Raw genomic sequence first — 19943 nt, forward strand, 5'->3', positions numbered from 1 at the left:
AGCGCGATGGAGGCGGTGCTCAGGGCCGCCGCGGCGCCACTTGCCACGCCCACGACGCTGCCGCCCACGCCCACGACGCCCTGCACGACGGACAAGGCCGTGGCCGCGCTGTTGGGTATGGCCGCGGCGGCCGGCAATCCGGCCACGGCGGGCAGCACGAGGTTGGCGTCCGGGAGGCCGGCTATGTCAGGGACCCCGGGCACGCCCACGCCGCCCACGCCGGGCACGCCGGGCATGCCGACCCCCGGCACGCCCGCGCCGCCGCCCGGTGCGCCGCCGACGCCGATCCCCGGCGAGCTCACACCCGGCACGGCGGCCGCGGCCGCTGGCCCTCCGGGCTGGGGAGGACCGCCGGGCGCGATCACGTTGGCCGCCTCGGAGAACGGCGTGGTCGGGCCTCCAGCCTGCGGGGCGGGCCCGGCCTGCGGTCCCGACGGCTTCGGCGTCTCGGGCATGAGAACCGACGCCACCTTCTGGCATGCGGCCCCACCATTGCCGCAGGTGCCCGTGGCCGGCAGCGGCGTGCTGACTGAGGTCAGGGGCGTAACCGCCAGGGTCCCACCCATCAGGGCGGACGCTGCGGCGCCCAGGACGGCGATTCTCATTACGGTCCCCTCCAGCTGTCGACTCGCGGTCGGCGCGGGTCAATCCCTGAAGCTTAGGCCGACGTGGCACGTGGCGTGGGGCATTATCCGAAATTCACGGCCGGGGCGCTGATGTTTCACCTAACCGGCCTCTGTTAACCGACCGGGGCCGCGGGGGCGGGGCATTGCAGCCCGACGATCGGGGCGGCCTTGTGCAGGCACTCCTCCCATTCGGCGTCGGGATCCGAGTCGGCGGTGATCCCGCCGCCGACGCCCAGCACAGCGCCGCCGCCGGCGTCGAACTCGACGGTCCGGATCGCGACGTTCAGCTCGCAACCGGCGATCGGTGAGGCCAAACCGATTGTGCCGCAGTACATTCCGCGACGACGGTGTTCCCATTGCGAAATCAGTTGCCGGGCGCGATGTTTCGGGGTGCCGGTGACCGAGGCGGGGGGAAAGGCGGCGTCCAGCAACGCCGACGTCGGGAGTTCCGCGGGAACCCGGGCCGACACCGTGGAAACCAGGTGCCACACGCCGGGCGCGCGCCGCACGACCAGCAGCTCGGGCACGGTGACCGTGCCGACGGTCGCAACCCGGCCCAGGTCGTTGCGGACCAAGTCCACGATCATGATGTTTTCGGCGACCTCCTTGGCCGACGCCCGCAGCGCCGACGGCCAGGCGTCCAGCGGCAGCGTGCCCTTGATCGGGCTCGAGGTCACGACCGTTCCGCGGCGCCGCAGGAAAAGCTCGGGAGACAGCGACGCCACCGCCCCCCAGGGCCCCGCGACGTAGGCCGCGCGGGCCGGGGCGGTCCGCGCGACGCCGTCGATGAAGAAGTCCAGGGTAGCGCCGGTCACCGCGCCGGTGAATTGCGTGCACACGCAGGCCTGATAGACCTCGCCGGCGCGGATCGCCTCCAGGCAGGACAGGACCCCGTCGCGATGCGTCGCCCGGTCGGCGGCGCCCCAGTCGATCCGGCAATCGCGCACCGGCGCGGGCCCGGCCGTCAGCGCGGCGGTCAGCCAGTCGGGCATGGGCGCACCGGACAGGCTTTCGTACCACCACTGCCCGTCGCGGTCGCGGCGCAGTACGCAGTCGGTCCAGCCGCCCGCGGCCTCGGGGATCCGGTTGTCCTGCCCATCGGCGCCGGGATCGGGATAGGAGAGGTAACCGACCCAGCCGCCGCCCACCACCTCCGAGCCGGGCGCCGGCGCGCCCTGCGGGACGGCGAACGCGTCGCCGGCGTCCACCGGCCCCGCCGGCAGGCTGGGTGCGATCACCGCCAGCGCCCCGAACCACTCGCCGGTCAGCGCGGCGGGCGGCGGCAAGCCGAGCCGGCCGGTGGCGTCGCCGACGGCGCGCAGCACCCGGGGCGCGGCGCCGAGGTCGCCAAGCCGGTCGATTCGCACCGCCCTAGCTTGACAGAGTTAGCCGCGGCTGATGTCGCGGGCGCTGGCCAGGGCGGCCAGCTTGTGCGGGTTGCGCATCACGTAGAAGTTGGTGATCGTGCCGTCGGCGATCTCCAGCGTGATCACCCCTTCGAGCTGTTCGCCGAGGTAGAGCAGCACCGCCGGGGCGCTGTTGCAGGTCACCATCTCCACCCGCAGCGCGGCCATGGCCGCGGCCCTGCGCATCAGCCCGGCGATCGCCCGGGCCACCCGCTCGGCGCCGACCACCGGCCTGCGGGCGGCGCTGACGAGGCCGCCGCTGTCGGCCGTCCAGGTGGCGTCCGGGGCGAGCATCGTCATCAGCGCTTCCACGTCCCCGCTGGCCGCCGAGGACAGGAACTGTGCGGTGATTTCGGCGTTGCGTTGCGGGTCGACCGCGTCGAACCGTTTCCGTCGCGCCCGCACGTGTTCGCGCGCGCGATGCGCCACCTGACGGACGGTCGGTGCCGGTTTGCCGACCGCCTCGGCGATCTCGCCGTAGTCGAAGCCGAACACCTCGCGCAGCACGAAGACCGCCCGTTCGTCGGGGCTCAGGGTTTCCAGCAGTACCAGCATCGCCATCGAAACCGATTCCGCCAGAACGACATCGGCCGACGGATCCTGGTCGTCGAGCAGCAGCGGCTCGGGCAGCCAGGGCCCGACGTACTCCTCGCGTCGGCGCGCGTCGGCGCGCAGCGCGTTGAGCGCCTGCCGGGTGACCAGCCGGGCCAGGTAGGACTTGCTGTCGCGCACGCTCGACAGGTCCACGGCCGCCCACCGCAGGTAGCTGTCCTGCAGCACGTCGTCCGCCTCGGTTGCCGAGCCGAGGATCTCGTACGCGATCGTGAACAGCAGCGGCCGCAGCAGCGTGAATCGGTCGGCGTGCTCGGACGGCTCGGTCACCGAAGTCATCGCAGCGGGACCCGTTCGTCGGCCGGGGACTGCGCGGGCCGGGCGCCCCCCTTGAGCCAGAAGTAGGAGCCCGGCTTGGCGGCCTCGCGCCGGATGGCCCAGAGCGTGGCCTTGCAGACGGTCTCCTTGACCGGCGCCGCCAAGCGGCCGCCGACGTACACGTCCACCGGGGTGTCATCCCTGCGGGCGAGCTGAATGGTGGCGTGCGAGCGACCCAGGCTGATGCACTGCCCCGTGAACGCCTGATCGAGCAACGCCGGGGTTTCTCCGGCGATGCGGCTGAGCACGGTGTTGGCGGCCTGGGCGCCCAGCGGCCCGGCGGCCTGGCAGCTCATCCGCAGCGGCCGGCCCGATGGGGCGGCCGCGTCACCGGCGGCGACGATGCGGGCGTCGTCGATGCTGGTCAGCGTCTCGTCGGTGAGCAGGCGGCCCAGCGCGTCGGTGCTCAGCCCGCTGCGCGCGGCCAGGTCCGGCACGGTGAACCCGGCCGTCCACACCGTCGCCGCGCTGGGCAGCACGGCGCCATTGCTGAGCGTCACCGCGTCCCAGCGCACCTCGGTGGCGGCGACGGATTCGAGCACGTTGACCTCGAGGCGGCGCAGCTGCCGGGCCACCGACCGCCGGCCCCGCCTGCTCAGCGACAGGCCCAGGACGCCGCCGCAGACCAGGGTCACTGGGCGGCCCAGCTCGGCCAGCTCGGACGCCGTCTCGATACCGGTCAGCCCGCCGCCGACGACCGTGATCGGCGCCGCCAGCGGGAGGTCGGCGAGCGCGTAGCGCAGCCGCTGCGCGCTTTCCAGGTCGGCGACCGAGTGGGCGAACTCGGCCGCCCCGGGCACCGTCAAGGGCATCGCGCCGGTGCTGCCGACCGCGTAGATGAGGTAGTCGTAGTCCAGCTCGGCGCCCGAGCCCAGCACCGCGCGCCGGTCGGCGGGCTCGATGCGATCGACGGCGTCGACGATCAGCCCGATGCCCTCGCCCAGCAGGCTGTCGTAGTCGGCGATCGCGGTGCTGGTGTCGGCGGCCAACTGGTGCAGGCGGATCCGTTCCACGAAGACCGGACGCGGGTTGATCAGGGTGACGTCGACGTCGGTGCGCTGCCGCAGATGATTGGCGGCCAGGGTTCCGGAATATCCGCCGCCGACGACGACGACGTGGGTTCTTGGGGTGGTCGGCTCGGTCATTGCTCTCTCCTACTCTCACGGGACTCGTGCCCTTGAGACACCGCAGCCCGGCCGGGCGTGACAGTCGCGAGGGGACTGTGAGCGGTGTCACTCGCGAGGCGGGAGGTCACGCGCCCGTGGGAACGCAGATGAAGTTGTCGGCGCGAACGGCTTGGGCCGCCCGGCCCGCCGACGTTCGCCCGGTTGGCCGTCACGCCTTGCCTATGGAAGAGCGCCACGGCGTCCTACCCGCACCGCGGCGCCGAGCGCGACGGCGGCAGCATCGCGCTCGTGAACTCGCCGACGTCGGCCCGGGATGCCGCATCTGCGCCGCCAAAACAGGCTTGGCACCAAGGTCTTTGCCGCTGGAGCGAGCCAACGTTTCGCCGGGCGTGCAACAGGCATCTGCAGTGCTCTTCCGCCCTCAAGCGGGCCAGACATAACCGGGGCCAGGCCGGGTTGCGCGTGTTACGCTTCCCACCAATTCGTGACCTGCTCGTGCCGAATAATGCCACCGCGAAGCTCCCGTGCTTGGGCCCCCGAAAAGGGCCAAGCCCAGCTGGGACCCGTGCCCCAACGGAGGAGTCCTTGCCGCGTAGCCTGGATCTCGTCGTAACCTCCGTGGCCACGCAGCTGATGGAGGCCACGGGATCCACCGCGACCCAGGTGAGTGAAAAGGTGCTCGCGCAGCTCGTCGAGCAGTTCGATCTCGACGCCAGCTTCCTGCGACACCACGATCATGACATCCGCGCCTCGGTCCTGGTCGCCGAGTGGCCGCCTCGTACCGACGTTCCCGACCCGGATCCGATGGCCGTCGTCCATTTCACCAGCGCCGACCCCATGCTCGCCCAGTGCGAACACGGCAAGAAGCCGGTCGTGATCCGGCCCGAGCGGAACAACCGTTCGTTTTCGCGCCGGACGGGTGGGGACAAAGACAAACAGGCCACATCGCCCTCGGTGGCCGCCGCGCCCCTCGTCTCCGGCGAGACCACGACCGGCGTGCTCGGCTTCGTCAAGAACGGCGCCCGGAGGTGGAAGCAAGAAGAGATCAACACGCTGGAAGCGGTCGCCGCCCTGTTCGCGCAGCTGCAAGCCCGCATCGCGGCCGAAGAAAAGCTTCGCTACCTGGCCGAGCACGACGATCTGACCGGCCTCTACAACCGGCGTGCGCTGGTCGCGCACCTGTCCGAAAGGCTCGCGTCGGGCAGCCCGGGACCCGTGGCCGTCTTATACCTCGACCTCGACCGGCTCAAGTCGATCAACGACTATCTCGGCCACACCGCGGGCGACTGGTTCATCCGGGTCTTCGCGCAACGCATTCGGGTGTGCGCGGGAAGTCAGGACATGATCGCCCGGCTGGGCGGCGACGAGTTCGTCGTCATCCCGGACCAGCCGATGTCGACGGGGGCCGCGGAATCGTTCGCCCGCCGGCTCGCGGCGATGCTGTGCGAGCGCCTGGCCATCGGCGGGCATATGATCACCCGCACCGTGAGCATCGGACTGGCGGTGGGCATGCCGGGGCGCGACAACAGCACCGATCTTTTGCGCCGGGCCGACGAGGCCGTGCTGATCGCCAAGCGCGGGGGCGGCAACCAGGTTGCGCTGTCCACCGATGACATGTCGCTGAAAAGTGCCTTCCGCAACGACATCGAACTGCACCTGCAAGGCGACATCGACAGCGAAGCGCTGCTGCTGCACTATCTGCCCGAGGTCGACCTGTGGACGGGCGCGATCGTGGCCGCCGAGGCACTGGTCCGCTGGCGGCACCCCATCTGGGGGCTGCTGCTGCCGGATTCGTTCATCGGGGTGGCCGAGTCGACCAACCTGGCCGGGGAACTGGGCCGGTGGGTGATGCGAAGCGCCTGCGCCGAATTCAGCCGGTGGCGCGCCAACGGTGTTGGGCAGGGCGCGATCCTGCGCATCAATGTGTCTCCCGTCCAACTGATCACGCGTGGTTTCGTCCGTAGCGTCGCCGAGACCATCGAGGAGTTCGGGATCGACACTGGCTCAGTCTGTTTGGAGATCACCGAGCGCGCGGTGGTGCACGACATCGAAACCACCCGCAAGACCTTGGCGGAGCTCAAGGAGGTCGGGGTCCAGATCGCCATCGACGACTTCGGCACCGGATATGCGGTTCTGTCGCACTTGAAGTCCCTGCCGGTAGACATGCTCAAGATCGATACCGGATTCGTCCGTGACTTGGGCACCAACGCCGGCGATTTGGCCATCGTTCGGGCGATCATCGGATTGGCCGAGGCGTTCGGCCTGCAACTGGTCGCCGAAGGAGTCGAGACACCGGCCGCCGCTCTGACTTTGATGCAGCATGGATGTCACCGGGCGCAGGGGTTCCTGCTGTCCCGACCCCTCCCGGGCAATGCGATGGAAGCGTTGTTGGCCGCGCGCTGGATGCCAATGCCGTTCCTCGCCGACCGCGAGGCGCTGTCGTCAGGGGCGATCTAGCCCCGGTGACGCCGTTTCGTTCATGGGAAAAGGGCAAACTGGCAACTGTCGCCGTCATCACTTGCGCGGCGCTGCTGCTGACCGGGTGCGGCGGTCATTCCACTCCGGGACCGCTGTCCGCGATCGTCTTTCCGGCCATACCGCCCACCGTTCAGGAGATAGCCAACCCGCTGCGCGGCCAGTATGAAGACTTGTTGATTCCGCTTTTCCCGCAAGGCAATCCGGCCCAACAGCGGTACCCGGCGTGGCCGGCGTCCTACGACGCCAGCTTGCGCGTCTCGTGGCGCCAGTTGCAGCCCGTTGATCCGCACACCCTGCCTCCCGACGCTCCCGACGACCGCAAGTTCGACTTCAGCGTGATCGACGACGCGCTGACGAAGCTGCAGAACCGCAACATGCGACTGACTTTCGGCGTTTACGCCTACAACTCATGTTGCAACGACTCCTATCCCGACAACACGAACATCGCGATTCCCGACTGGATGCGCTCGGCGGCCACCAACTACCCCGCGCCGCCGAACAGCCCGGCGCCCCGGGTGACACAGGTGGTGCCGAACTGGAACGACCCCAACTACCTGAGCGCGTTCGGGCAGCTGCTCGCCGCGCTGGGCCGCCGCTATGACGGCGACGAGCGACTCAGCGTCTTCGAGTTCTCCGGTTACGGGGATTTCAGCGAGAACCACATCGCCTATTTGCGTGACGTGTTGGGCGCGCCGGGTCCGGCGCCCGACGAAAGCGCGGCGAAGCTGGGCTATTACAGCCAGTTCCGCGATCAGAGCATCACCACCGACTCCGTCCGCCAGCTGGTCGCCGCGAACGTAAGCGCTTTCCCCCATACACAATTGGTGGTCACTCCGCAGAATCCCGAGATCGTGCGTGAGTTGCTGGCCGACGACGTGACCAGGAAACTGTCGGCGCCGGTGGGCATCCGCTCGGATTGCCTCGGTGTCCAGGCGCCATTGCCGGCGTGGGCCGAATCCGGCGACTCGCAATACGTGCGGAACAACGACGCCGTCGTCAACGCGATCAAGCAGCGGCTCGCGTCCGCGCCGGTGATCACCCAGTGGTGTCAGTTGCCCAACGGAACCGATCCGCGACCCTACTACGAGAAGGGCCTGCACGACGTCGTCAGGTGCCACGTGTCAATGACCTCGAGCATCAACTTCCCGGACCGCGATTCCAGGTCGGCGATGGACCCCAAATTGTTCTTGCTGTGGGCCCAGGCGAATACCTCGGCGGGCTACCGGTATTCGGTCGAGGGGCGGCCGGGCTCCCAATCGATACAGGGCCAGGTGGCGACCATATCGGTCGTCTGGACCAACTACGGCTCGGCGGCCACCACCGAGCAGTGGGCGCCCGGCTACAAGCTGAGGGATTTCTCGGGAGCTGTGGTTCGCAGTCTGCCGGCGACGGTCAACCTCAAGACACTGGTTAGCGACGACACCAGCTCCTCACGCGAGGAGGCGGTCCCGGCGTCGTCGACCGAGACCGTGCGCATCGACCTGACGGGCTTGGCGCCGGGTCACTACACTTTGGGCGCGTCCGTGGACTGGCAGCAGCACAAGCCGGGTGCATCGCACGTGGTGAACTACGCGCCCATGGCGTTGGGCCGGGACGGCCGCGACGGCGCCGGCGTGTATCCGATTGCCACGCTGGACATACCGCGCGACTCGGCGCTGTCAGCGAACGGTCGGTGACTTCGGTGACCCGTCGCATTCGGGGAGTACCGCGCCCGCCAAGCCGGCCCACAACCGGTGCTCATCCCTGCACGCCGCCGCTGGGCGCGGTATGCAGAGTCGGAAGCGGAAAGAAAAGCTGGCCGCCCCATTCGGCGAGGTAACCGAGCTGCGGGGCCAGCTCGGTTTCGAGGTTCCACGGCAACGCCAGCACCACGTCCGGTCGGTCGTCGGCAATGCGCTCCGGTGCGTAGATCGGGATCCGGGTTCCGGGCGTGAAGCGGCCGTGCTTGTCGGGATCGCGGTCGACGGTGTATTCGAGCAGATCGCTGCGGATCCCGCAGTAGTTGAGCAAGGTGTTGCCCCTGCCCGGCGCGCCGTAGCCGACGACGCGCTTGCCTTCGGCACGGCACTGCAGCAAGAAGCGCAGCAGCTCATGGCGGATGCCCTCGCTCCGACGACGCAGGTGCAGGTAACCGTCGACCTGGTGCAGTCCCGCCGCCTTCTCGGCGCGCATCACTTTCTCCACCTGGTCGGTCGGCCGTCCGGCAATATCAGCCGAGCGGGCCCAGATGCGGATGGACCCGCCGTGAGTGGGCAGGAGCTCGACGTCGACCACGGCCAGCCCGGCGGTGGCCAGTGTGCAGACCATCGAAAACAGCGTGTAGTACTGGAAGTGTTCGTGATAGATCGTGTCGAACTGCGCCAGCCGCACCAGGTTGAGCGCGTAATGCACCTCAATGCTCAGCCAGCCGTCGTCGTCCATCAGCCTGCGCAGGGACAGGGTGAAGCCGCGCAGATCGGGAACGTGCGTGCACACGTTGTTCGCGACGACCAGGTCTGCCGGTCCGTATTCGTTGCGGACCTCGGCCGCGACCTCCTCGTCCAGAAACGCCGACACCGTCGGGATATTGCGCGTGCGAGCGGCCGCCCCGGCGCTTCCCGACGGCTCGATTCCCAGGCACGGCACACCCGCCGCGACGACGTGCTGGAGCAGGTAGCCGTCATTGCTGGCGACTTCGACCGTACGTGAGTGTGGTCCAAGCCCAAGCCGCCGGATGGCCCCGCGGACGAATTCCTTGGCGTGCTGCACCCAGGTGTCGGAATACGAAGCAGCGTAGGCATATTCGGTCAACGTGTCCTCGGGCGTGATCAGCGCCGGTATCTGCAGCAGCAGGCAGTCCTCACACAACCGCAGGTGCAGCGGAAAGGTCAGCTCCGGCAGATCCAGGTCATCGGACCCCAGGAAAGCCTCACAAAGGGGAGTGGCGCCGAGATCCAGGACACTGACCAGGCGGTCCGAGTCACATAACCGACAAAGCATCTGACCCCCGATCCTCTGCGCCGCCGACTGTTTCGGCCGCGCGGTTGGCGCCGGCGACGTAGGCGAGTTGCCGCGCCGGTCGTCGCGCGCTTTCGTGAAGCGCGTTGCCCAAGCCCCCGTGCCCACGGCACTCGTCGAGGCCGATGTCGGGGCCACCGAATACATCAGTCTCGGGAAGCACTGCGGTGGGGGCGAGCCGGCGGCTTCCGCGGCGGCAGTCACCCCCGGCGGCGCGCGGCGCGGTGGTCGACGTAGCGCTCCACGTGCCCGACAAGCCGGAAGCCAGCCAAATAAGGCGTCGACCCGGAGAGCAAACTAGAAAGCACATAAAACGATAGAATACATACTATTAGACGAGAGTATAATGAAGGAATGAACTGCAAGTATTTTCAACTCAATGATGTCAACCCGGAGCGTTGGACGCGCAGAGCGACGACCGGCTGCTAGCCTCAGAGGCGGTCCCATGCCGCCCGAGACGCGCCGGTAAATGCCGGCTGTAGAACCGAGGTTTGTGCCCTGCTCGAAAAAGGCATCGTCAACATGAAAACGATTCGATACAGCCCGTGACGCGGGCCACGAAACGATCACTCGCGTTTCTGACCCGGAAGCGCGATCACTCCGCACCGGATAGCTGAGTTCTCGGTTCCGATGACCACCCACTCGACCGACGGGCGCGCCGACACGACGCGACGGCAGATTTTGCGCGCCGCCTCACACCAGTTCGCTCGACGCGCCTACCACGATGTCGGCCTCGACGACATTCTCGCCGATGCGGAGCTGACCAAGGGCGCGATGTACTTCCACTTCCGTTCCAAGCACGCGTTGGCCGTTGCGATCATCGAACGGCAGACCGCCGCCGCCGCCGGCGCGGTGGAAGATCTGCTTACTCGCGGACTTTCGGGCTTGGAGACCCTCATCGACCTCTCTTATCTGATCGCCGTCGCGGACATCAAGACCGACGCAGTAAGGGCCGGCCTGAACCTGCTCGAGTCCGTCGGCCGGTCGGAAGGGCTGCAGAAGCGGCTTCTGGACGAATGGGCCAAAGCGCTTGCCGGAGTCGTCGAGCAGGCCATTGCCGAGGGCGATATCGACCAGCGGTGTGATCCCCAGGATGTGGGGCGCCTGATGGTGTCTCTGCACATGGGGATGCGGCAGACCAGCAATCTGGAAGAACCCGAGCGTTTCCTGCACGACTTGGAGAAGTGCTGGCTTCTGTTGCTGACCGGCATCTTGCAGGCGGATCGGATCGAATACTTCCGCCAATTCCTGAGGCGGCGCGCGGCGCTCGCCATTACCGCCAGCTCGACGGGACCGGATTCCGAATAGTGCCTCGGATCGCGCGCTCGGGACTGCGTGGCGGCGGCTGTTACGCTTACCCCTTTGGCCGGATGATTTGTGAACACGTCGAGATCCCGGATCTAAGCACATTGACGGAACTCCGGAGGTGCAAACGCGATGGCGCGCCAGGTTAGATCGGAAGCCACCCGCCGAAAGATCCTCGATGCCGCAATTGACGTATTCGGCGAGGTCGGGTACGCCGCGGCCGGGTGGAACACGATCATCGAGCGGACGGGGATGACCAAGGGGGCCCTCTACCACCACTTCGACTCGAAGGAGTCGCTGGCGTCCGCCATCATCGAGGAGGGTTCGGAGACAATACTTGGCGCGTTCCGCAACGTGTGCGGGTCGTCATCGCCGGCGCTCGAGAACATGATTCACGGCACGTTCACGATCGCCAATGCGCTCAGCTCCGACAAAACGGCAGGCGCGGCTGAGCAGTTGACGGCCGCCTTGAGTGGATTCAACGAAGCGGCCACGCGCTTCTGCACGAACTTGATCGAGCTGATGGCGGCTCAGGCCCGGAGGGCAAGCGCCGAAGGCGACCTGCGACCGGATCTCGACGCGGTGGTGATCAGCGAGTCGATCATCGGCGCCATGTTCGGAACGCGTTTGCTATTCCACGCGATCGCGGCCAAGGGCGTCGGTGCGCACGGGGAAGAAGGTGGCGTCGCCGATCGCCTTGCCGGCCCGCCGACTCAATTCTGGGAACTCATCCTGGCCGGCATCGTTACGGAGGCGTCGCTTCCCTACTTCCGTCAATTTCTTGCGCGCGAGGCCCTCCGCCACGGTCGCCCCTCGGAGTCGCCGCCCAACGGCGCCGTCGCGGTGCCGGAAGTCGGCTAGGCGATAAGACGGGCGCTGCGGTCATTCGAGAATGTCCTGCGCGAAAGGCCGTACTGGGGGTATCCGATTGCGCTGCGCTGATGCCTAACGGTTCACGGACGCTAATGCTCTTGTAGCCACAATTGTTCAGTCAGATCTTGGAAGGCCGCAAGGGCAAACTGGTCATCCGCCCGCATGAGCGCCGACTTGCTCATCAAAGCCCGCACGGCCGACCCGTCCTTGTGGGCCAATTTGACGATCCTGTTCGCGAGGCCATGAACGACCGAAAGCAGCGGTTCCGACTCCGCAGGCGCATGGAAGATCTCGTGAAACCGCAGGGACAGAACCTCTTCGGGCTCGTGGCCCACCATCTCGGCGAACGCGGTGTTGGTGAAAAGGATGCTGCCTTCGTGCCCGACCGCGAGCACGGGAATCGGAATTCTCTCCAGGACGACCGGCGCGGGCATCTCCTTCAAGATAGTCATCGGTGATTGACTGTGTCCCCGATTTCGTCGTCGATCCACACGCCAATTATGACTTATGAAATGAGGCCATTCGGATGTCTTTTTCCGGAGCCGTCAATGCACCCGCCGAACATGTTTGCTGGCAACTCAATTACCGCTCACTCGACTTCGGAAGACGGTGACGGCGGCTGGTGCCGCGGGAACACGCCGGACGGCGCCGGCAGCGCGGTGCCCGGGACCAGCCGCGCGCCGATGGCGGTGAAATCGCGTCGGTCTTCGGCCTGACCGAGCAGGTCCAGCAGCCTGCCGGCCGACTCCGGCATGACGGGTTGGACCAGCAGCGCGGCGATGCGCACGGCCTCGCAGGTGGTGTAGAGCACGGCGCGAAACCTGGCCTGGTCCGCCTCGGATTCGCTCTTGCGCAGGACCCACGGCTGCTGGGCGGAGAAGTACTTGTTCGCCTCCCCGAGCATCAGCCAGATCGCCTCGAGCGCCAAGTGCATGGCCTGCGCGTCAAAGTTGGCGCGCACCCGCTCCAGCAGGCCGTCGGCGGCCGCCAGCAGCTCGCTGTCGGCGGCGCTCAGCTCGCCCGGGTCGGGCACCACCCCGCCCAGGTTCTTGGCCACCATCGACAGCGACCGTTGGGCCAGGTTGCCGAGTTCGTTGGCCAGGTCGGTGTTGATCCGGGTGATGATCGCCTCTTCGCTGTAGCTGCCGTCCTGTCCGAAAGGAACCTCACGCAACAGGAAGTAGCGCACCTGATCGACACCGAAGGTATCGACCAGGGCGTCCGGGTCGACGATGTTTCCCACCGACTTGCTCATCTTCTCACCGCGGTTGAGCAGGAACCCGTGCGCGAAAACCCTTCGCGGCAGCTCGAGTCCCGCCGACATCAAGAATGCCGGCCAGTAGACCGCGTGGAACCTGATGATGTCCTTGCCGATCATGTGCAGATCGGCGGGCCAGTAGCGGCGGAACAACTCGGAGTCGGTGTCGGGGTAGCCCACCCCGGTCAGGTAGTTGGTCAGCGCGTCGACCCAGACGTACATGACGTGATCGGGGTGGTCGGGCACCTGCACCCCCCAGTCGAACGACGTCCGCGAGATCGACAGGTCGCGCAGCCCGCCGGCAACGAAGCTGACCACCTCGTTGCGCCGCACGTCGGGGGCGATGAAGTCGGGGTTCGCCTCGTAGTGGGCCAGCAACTTGTCGGCATAGGCCGAGAGCCGAAAGAAGTAGGTCTGTTCCTCGGTCCAGGTCACCGGCGTGCCGGTTTCGACGGCGATCCGGGTCCCCCCCACGATTTCGGTCTCCGATTCGACGAAGAATCGCTCGTCGCGCACCGAATACCAGCCCTCGTAGGTGTCGAGGTAGATGTCGCCCGCGGCGGCCATCCCTCGCCAGATCTCCTTGGACGCCTCGTGGTGGTCGGGGTCGGTGGTGCGGATGAACCGGTCGAAGGAGATGTTGAGCTTCTCCTGCAGGCGCTGGAAGACATCGGAGTTGCGGCGGGCCAACTCGGCGGTGGGCAGCCCCTCGGCCGCGGCGGCCTGCGCGACCTTCAGGCCGTGCTCGTCGGTTCCGGTCAGGAAGCGCACGTCGAAACCGTCGAGCCGCTTGAACCGCGCAATGGCGTCGGTGGCGATGTACTCATACGCGTGCCCCAGGTGCGGCGCGGCGTTGGGGTACGTGATCGCGGTGGTGACGTAGTAGGGCCTCATCGAGACTCACCCTATTGTGTGGCGGTGAGCTCCAACCGCTCTGGTAAACGAGAGGCGCCGCCGGCGCCCGAGCCGCTGGCGCCCTTGGTCGACGCCCACACGCATCTCGACGCGTGCGGCGCCAGCGACGCCGGGGGCGTGCGGGCCATTGTCGACCGCGCCGCGGCCGTCGGGGTGGGCGCGGTGGTGACGATCGCCGACAACCTGGACTCGGCGCGCTGGGTGACGCGGGCCGCCGAATGGGATCCGCGGGTGTACGCCGCGGTGGCGTTGCACCCGACCCGCGCGAACGCGCTGGACGACGCCGCCCGCGCCGAAATCGAGCGACTGGCCGCGCTGCCCAGGGTGGTGGCCGTTGGCGAAACCGGGATTGACCTGTACTGGCCCGGCCGCCTGGACGGCTGCGCCGAGCCGGGCGTGCAGCGGGAGGCCTTTGCGTGGCACATCGAGCTGGCCAAGCGGTGCGGGAAACCGCTGATGATCCACAACCGGGAGGCCGACGCCGCGGTCCTCGACGTGCTGGCCGCTGAGGGTGCCCCCGACGTCGTGATCTTTCACTGCTTTTCGTCGGACAGCGCGATGGCCCGCCGCTGCGTGGTCGCCGGGTGGTTGCTCAGCCTGTCGGGCACCGTGAGCTTCCGCAACGCCCGCGCCCTGCGGGAGGCCGTGCCGCTGATACCGCTCGAGCAGCTTTTGGTGGAAACCGATGCACCGTTTTTGACGCCGCATCCCTATCGGGGCGCAGCTAACGAGCCGTATTGCCTGCCCTATACCGTGCGGGCGATCGCTGAACTGGTGGATCGTCGTCCGGAGGACTTGGCGCAGATCACGACCAGCAATGCGCGCCGGGTGTTTGGGCTGGCCTCGTGACCGGCGCGTTCGCCGGTGATTTCCTGAACAATGCTGCGCCGGAGTTGCTCAACATTGGCCGGTTCGTTACCGTCTTGTGATCGTACGGACGGGGCCTTGTGGCCCCGCTGTCGTTAATTGTCATTTTCCTGCTGAGTGGTTCGTGACTGGTTGCTGAGGTCGGGGTAGCGCGCGTTGACTGTATTGACAAAACTTCATCAAAATTCATCACCCACGTTGCGGCTCCTGGTCGGAGCGCTGCTGTTGGTCCTGGGATGCGCCGGTGGGCTTGCGGTTTCGGCGTCCAAGACCGTGACGTTGACCGTCGACGGCATCGCGATGCGGGTGACGACCATGAAGTCGCGGGTGATCGACATCGTGCGAGAAAACGGCTACAGCGTCGACGACCGCGACGACCTCTACCCGGCCGCCGATGTGCAGGTGCACGACGCCGCCAATATCGTGTTGCGGCGCAGCCGGCCGCTGGAGATTTCGTTGGACGGCCACGACACCAAGCAGGTGTGGACGACGGCGTCGACCGTCGACGAGGCGCTGGCCCAACTCGCGATGACCGACACCGCCCCGGCCGCGGCGTCCCGTGGCAGCCGCGTGCCGCTGGCGGGGATGACGCTGCCGGTCGTGAGCGCCAAGACGGTCCAGATCAATGACGGCGGCGCCGTCCGCACCGTGCACTTGCCGGCACCCAACGTCGCGGGGCTGTTGAATGCCGCCGGGGCGCCGCTGCTGGAGAGCGACCAGGTCGTACCCGGCGCCGCGTCCCCGATCGTCGACGGGATGCAGATCCAGGTGACCCGCAACCGGATCCAGCGAGTCACCGAGCGTGTCCCCCTGCAACCGCCCGCGCGCCGGATCGAGGACCCCGAGATGAACGTCAGCCGCCAGGTCGTCGAGGACCCGGGCAGCCCGGGCACGCAGGACGTCACGTTCGCGGTGGCCACCGTCAACGGTGTCGAGACCGGGCGGCTCCCGGTCGCCAACACGGTGATCACCCCGGCCCATGAGGCCGTGGTGCGCGTGGGCACCAAGCCCGGCACCGATGTGCCCCCGGTGAGCAACGGGTCCATCTGGGACGCCATCGCGGGCTGCGAGGCCGGCGGCAACTGGGCGGTCAACACCGGCAACGGGTATTACGGGGGTGTGCAGTTCGACCAGGGCACCTGGGAGCGCAACGGCGGGCTCCGGTTCGCGCCGCGCGCCGACCTCGCCACCCGCGAAGAGCAGATCGCCATCGCCGAGGTGACCCGGGAACGTCAGGGCTGGGGTGCCTGGCCCGTGTGCAGCGGAAGAGCTGGTGCAAGCTGACCATCCGGCTACTCGGGCGCACCGAGATCAGGCGGCTGGCCAAAGAACTGGAATTCAGGCCACGGAAGTCTCTGGGGCAGAACTTCGTCCACGACGCCAACACGGTGCGACGGGTCGTTGCGGCCTCCGGCATCGGCCGGTCCGACCATGTTCTCGAGGTCGGTCCCGGCCTGGGCTCACTCACGCTGGCGCTGCTTGACCGCGGCGCCACCGTCACCGCCGTGGAAATCGACCCGGTGCTGGCCGGACGGCTGCCGCAGACCGTCGCCGAGCATTCGCATAGTGAGATCCACCGGCTGACGGTGTGCAACCGGGACGTGTTGACCCTGCGCCGCGACGAGGTGCCCACGGACCCGGTGGCGCCGACCGCTCTGGTCGCCAACCTCCCCTACAACGTCGCGGTTCCGGCGCTGTTGCATCTGCTCGCCGAGTTCCCGTCCATTCGTGTCCTCACGGTGATGGTGCAGGCCGAGGTCGCCGAGCGGCTTGCCGCCGAGCCGGGCGGCAAGGACTACGGTGTGCCCAGCGTGAAGATCCGCTTTTTCGGCCAGGTCCGTCGGTGCGGCATGGTTTCGCCGACCGTCTTCTGGCCGATTCCCCGGGTCTATTCCGGGCTGGTCCGCATCGACCGGTACCCGACCTCGCCGTGGCCGACCGACGAACGCTTCCGCCGGCGGGTGTTCGAGCTGGTGGACATCGCGTTCGCCCAGCGGCGCAAGACGTCCCGCAACGCGTTCGCCGCGTGGGCGGGCTCGGGCAACGAATCGGCGAATCGGCTGCTGGCCGCCAGCATCGACCCGGCCCGCCGCGGTGAGACGCTGTCCATCGACGACTTCGTGCGGCTGTTGCGGCGTTCGGGCAACGCGCACGGCACCAGTGACACGCCGGACGTCTCGGGGCACGCTTCCGCGAGCTGACCGGGCGCCGTTGCGTGTGGTGGGCCCGTGGCAGCGATAGTCTGCTGCCGTGGCTGACAATGTCTGACGGCAACACCGCCGCGCAGTGGGTGCCCACCGGGTCGGTCACCGTGCGCGTGCCGGGAAAGGTCAACCTGTACCTGGCGGTGGATGAGCGCCGCGAGGACGGCTACCACGAGCTGACGACGGTGTTTCAGGCCGTTTCGCTGCTCGATGAGGTGACCGTTCGCAACGCCGATGTGCTGTCGCTCGAGCTCGTCGGGGAGGGCGCCGGGACGCTGCCCATCGACGAGCGCAACCTCGCCTGGCAGGCGGCCGAGCTGCTGGCCGACCATGTCGGCCGGGCGCCCGACGTCTCGATCATGATCGACAAGTCCATCCCGGTGGCCGGCGGCATGGCGGGTGGCAGCGCGGACGCCGCGGCGGTGCTGGTCGCGATGAACTCGCTGTGGGAGCTCAACGTGCCACGCCGCGACCTGCACACGCTTGCCGCGCGCCTGGGCAGTGACGTGCCGTTCGCGCTGCACGGCGGCACCGCGCTGGGAACGGGTCGCGGCGAGGAGCTGGCCACCGTGCTGTCCCGCAACAGCTTCCACTGGGTGCTCGCGTTCGCCGACAGCGAGCTGCTCACCCCGGATGTTTTCACCGAGCTGGACCGGCTCAGGGCCGTCGGGGGTCCGCCGCGGCTCGACGAGCCCGGGCCGGTGCTGGCGGCCCTGGCCGCCGGGGATCCAGAGCAGCTGGCGCCCCTGCTGGGCAACGAGATGCAGGCCGCCGCGGTCAGCCTGAACCCCGCCCTGCGCAACGCCCTGCGTGCCGGCGTCGAGGCCGGCGCGCTGGCGGGCATCGTGTCAGGCTCCGGCCCGACCTGCGCGTTCCTGTGCACGTCGGCGGCCGAGGCGGTGGATGTCGGGACCCGGCTCTCGGGAGAGGGTGTGTGTCGCACCGTTCGCGTCGCCAGCGGGCCGGTGCCCGGCGCCCGCGTGGTTCCGGCACCGACCGGAGTGTGAAATCGCACTGACAGCGCGCCACGGTTTGGCAGTTACTTAAGGGGAGTTTAAGATAACTCGCGGTGACGAGCAGCGGTGAGCACGACCACTCGATTCCGTTGTCCGCCGGTTATCCCGGTGGACGCGTCGGCTCATCACCGTTTCGAGACCCAACCGCTGCCCAACTGTGCTCGCGTGCCTGCTACACAGTGGCGCCCAGCAGGCGGAATATGAGAATCCGGGCCTTGCGGAGATTGCCGGAACCGAGGAGGTTTTTGTGAGCAGGTTTACCGACAAGATGTTCCGCAACGCCCGCACCGCGACGACGGGCATGGTCACCGGTGAACCGCACGCACCCGTCCGGCACACCTGGGGCGAGGTTCACGAGCGCGCTCGCCGCATCGCCGGTGGCCTGGCCGCCGCGGGCATCGGACTCGGTGACGCCGTCGGCGTGCTCGCCGGCTTCCCGGTGGAGATCGCCCCGACAGCGCAGGGACTGTGGATGCGCGGCGCCAGCCTGACCATGCTGCACCAGCCCACGCCGCGCACCGACCTGGCCGTGTGGGCCGAGGACACCATGACCGTCATCGGCATGATCGAGGCCAAGGCCGTCATCGTCTCCGAACCTTTCATGGTGGCCATCCCCGTGCTCGAGGAGAAGGGCATAGAGGTCCTCACCGTCGCCGGCCTGCTGGCGTCGGAGCCGATCGACCCGGTCGAGGTCGCCGAGGACGATCTGGCGCTGATGCAGCTGACGTCCGGTTCGACCGGATCTCCCAAGGCGGTCCAGATCACCCACCGCAACATCTATTCCAACGCCGAGGCCATGTTCATCGGCGCCCAGTACGACGTCGACAAGGACGTCATGGTCAGCTGGCTGCCCTGCTTCCACGACATGGGCATGGTCGGCTTCCTGACCATCCCGATGTACTTCGGCGCAGAGCTGGTCAAGGTCACGCCGATGGACTTCCTGCGCGACACGCTGCTGTGGGCCAAGCTCATCGACAAGTACGAGGGCACCATGACCGCGGCGCCCAACTTCGCCTACGCGCTGCTGGCCAAGCGGCTGCGCCGCAACGCCAAGCCGGGCGACTTCGACCTGTCGACCCTGCGGTTCGCGCTGTCCGGCGCCGAGCCCGTCGAACCCGCCGACGTCGAGGACCTGCTCGACGCGGGCAAGCCGTTCGGCCTGAAGCCGTCGGCGATCCTGCCGGCCTACGGCATGGCCGAGACGACGCTGGCCGTGTCGTTCTCGGAGTGCAACGCCGGCCTCGTCGTCGACGAGGTCGACGCCGACCTGCTGGCCGCCCTGCGCCGGGCCGTGCCCGCCACCAAGGGCAACACCCGCAGGCTGGCCACGCTGGGTCCCCTGCTGAAGGACCTCGAGGCCCGCATCATCGACGAGAACGGCAACGTGATGCCCGCGCGTGGCGTCGGGGTCATCGAGCTGCGCGGCGAGTCCCTGACGCCCGGCTACCTCACCATGGGCGGCTTCATCCCGGCCCAGGACGAGCACGGCTGGTACGACACAGGTGACCTCGGCTACCTCACCGAGCAGGGCCACGTCGTGGTGTGCGGCCGCGTCAAGGACGTCATCATCATGGCGGGCCGCAACATCTATCCGACCGACATCGAGCGCGCCGCCGGTCGCGTCGACGGGGTCCGGCCGGGCTGCGCGGTCGCGGTGCGCCTCGACGCCGGCCACTCGCGCGAGACGTTCGCCGTCGCGGTCGAGTCCAACGCCTGGCAGGACCCGGCCGAGGTGCGCCGCATCGAGCACCAGGTCGCCCACGAGGTGGTGGCCGAGGTCGACGTGCGGCCGCGCAACGTCGTGGTGCTGGGCCCCGGCACCATCCCGAAGACGCCGTCGGGCAAGCTGCGGCGCTCCACGTCGGTCAGCCTGGTCAGCTAGGTTTCGTCGGCTCGCCTTTCGCGCCGAGCGCGCTCAAATTGCCATGGTTTGCGGCGCGT

General features: G+C 68.1%; 15 protein-coding genes and 1 pseudogene. 9 read left to right on the top strand and 7 right to left on the bottom strand.

Annotation, left to right across the window (positions count from 1 at the left end; all coding sequences use genetic code 11):
• From VMD50_RS16020 to VMD50_RS16035, 4 genes and pseudogenes are all read right to left on the bottom strand, one after another.
• Positions 1 to 605: pseudogene (locus tag VMD50_RS16020) on the bottom strand (hypothetical protein); the annotation flags it as partial.
• A 134-nt stretch (positions 606 to 739) separates the two neighbouring features.
• Complete coding sequence (locus VMD50_RS16025; RefSeq protein WP_325428719.1) at positions 740 to 1993, bottom strand: aminodeoxychorismate synthase component I; 1254 nt, start codon at positions 1991 to 1993, stop codon at positions 740 to 742.
• A gap of 18 nt (positions 1994 to 2011) precedes the next feature.
• Positions 2012 to 2923: an RNA polymerase sigma-70 factor gene (locus tag VMD50_RS16030; RefSeq protein WP_414686086.1), complete on the bottom strand. Its 912-nt coding sequence runs from the start codon at positions 2921 to 2923 to the stop codon at positions 2012 to 2014.
• The gene (locus VMD50_RS16035) at positions 2920 to 4107 is read right to left on the bottom strand and encodes an NAD(P)/FAD-dependent oxidoreductase (RefSeq protein WP_325428721.1); all 1188 of its coding nucleotides are present in this window, start codon (positions 4105 to 4107) and stop codon (positions 2920 to 2922) included. Before VMD50_RS16035 ends, VMD50_RS16030 begins: the two co-directional genes overlap by 4 nt.
• 567 nt (positions 4108 to 4674) lie before the next feature.
• On the opposite strand from VMD50_RS16035, the gene VMD50_RS16045 reads away from it, so the two are divergent.
• Both VMD50_RS16045 and VMD50_RS16050 read left to right on the top strand, forming a co-directional pair.
• A complete protein-coding gene (locus VMD50_RS16045; protein WP_325428722.1) occupies positions 4675 to 6546 on the top strand; it encodes a bifunctional diguanylate cyclase/phosphodiesterase in 1872 nt (623 codons plus the stop codon).
• A gap of 5 nt (positions 6547 to 6551) precedes the next feature.
• Positions 6552 to 8243 carry a hypothetical protein gene (locus VMD50_RS16050; protein ID WP_414686087.1) on the top strand — a complete coding sequence of 564 codons (1692 nt, stop codon included), beginning with the start codon at positions 6552 to 6554 and terminating at the stop codon, positions 8241 to 8243.
• Between the two features lie 61 nt (positions 8244 to 8304).
• Here the strand turns inward: VMD50_RS16050 and VMD50_RS16055 are convergent, their stop codons facing one another.
• Positions 8305 to 9546: a class I SAM-dependent methyltransferase gene (locus VMD50_RS16055; protein WP_325428723.1), complete on the bottom strand. Its 1242-nt coding sequence runs from the start codon at positions 9544 to 9546 to the stop codon at positions 8305 to 8307.
• Between the two features lie 648 nt (positions 9547 to 10194).
• Here VMD50_RS16055 and VMD50_RS16060 point away from each other — a divergent pair.
• Positions 10195 to 10872 (top strand): TetR/AcrR family transcriptional regulator, encoded by a 678-nt coding sequence (locus tag VMD50_RS16060; RefSeq protein WP_325428724.1) that lies wholly within the window; start codon positions 10195 to 10197, stop codon positions 10870 to 10872.
• A 129-nt stretch (positions 10873 to 11001) separates the two neighbouring features.
• On the top strand, positions 11002 to 11730 hold the full coding sequence (locus tag VMD50_RS16065) for a TetR/AcrR family transcriptional regulator (protein WP_325428725.1): 729 nt from the start codon (positions 11002 to 11004) through the stop codon (positions 11728 to 11730).
• Between the two features lie 101 nt (positions 11731 to 11831).
• On the opposite strand, the gene VMD50_RS16070 is transcribed toward VMD50_RS16065, so the two are convergent.
• Positions 11832 to 12194 carry a PAS domain-containing protein gene (locus VMD50_RS16070; protein ID WP_325428726.1) on the bottom strand — a complete coding sequence of 121 codons (363 nt, stop codon included), beginning with the start codon at positions 12192 to 12194 and terminating at the stop codon, positions 11832 to 11834.
• A gap of 137 nt (positions 12195 to 12331) precedes the next feature.
• Positions 12332 to 13894 (bottom strand): methionine--tRNA ligase, encoded by a 1563-nt coding sequence (metG, locus tag VMD50_RS16075; protein ID WP_325428727.1) that lies wholly within the window; start codon positions 13892 to 13894, stop codon positions 12332 to 12334.
• A gap of 18 nt (positions 13895 to 13912) precedes the next feature.
• On the opposite strand from metG, the gene VMD50_RS16080 reads away from it, so the two are divergent.
• The 5 genes from VMD50_RS16080 to VMD50_RS16100 all read left to right on the top strand — a co-directional run bounded on the left by VMD50_RS16080 (position 13913) and on the right by VMD50_RS16100 (position 19884).
• Positions 13913 to 14764: a TatD family hydrolase gene (locus tag VMD50_RS16080; RefSeq protein ID WP_325428728.1), complete on the top strand. Its 852-nt coding sequence runs from the start codon at positions 13913 to 13915 to the stop codon at positions 14762 to 14764.
• A gap of 174 nt (positions 14765 to 14938) precedes the next feature.
• A complete protein-coding gene (locus VMD50_RS16085; protein ID WP_325428729.1) occupies positions 14939 to 16066 on the top strand; it encodes a resuscitation-promoting factor in 1128 nt (375 codons plus the stop codon).
• On the top strand, positions 16030 to 16983 hold the full coding sequence (gene rsmA / locus VMD50_RS16090) for a 16S rRNA (adenine(1518)-N(6)/adenine(1519)-N(6))-dimethyltransferase RsmA (RefSeq protein WP_325428739.1): 954 nt from the start codon (positions 16030 to 16032) through the stop codon (positions 16981 to 16983). Before VMD50_RS16085 ends, rsmA begins: the two co-directional genes overlap by 37 nt.
• A gap of 53 nt (positions 16984 to 17036) precedes the next feature.
• Positions 17037 to 17993, top strand: a complete 957-nt coding sequence (locus tag VMD50_RS16095) for a 4-(cytidine 5'-diphospho)-2-C-methyl-D-erythritol kinase (protein WP_325428740.1) — start codon at positions 17037 to 17039, stop codon at positions 17991 to 17993.
• A gap of 256 nt (positions 17994 to 18249) precedes the next feature.
• A complete protein-coding gene (locus VMD50_RS16100; protein WP_325428730.1) occupies positions 18250 to 19884 on the top strand; it encodes a fatty acyl-AMP ligase in 1635 nt (544 codons plus the stop codon).
• The last annotated feature ends 59 nt before the right edge of the window (positions 19885 to 19943 follow it).

The organism is Mycobacterium sp. (genome assembly GCF_035506235.1).
Lineage (GTDB): Bacteria > Actinomycetota > Actinomycetes > Mycobacteriales > Mycobacteriaceae > Mycobacterium.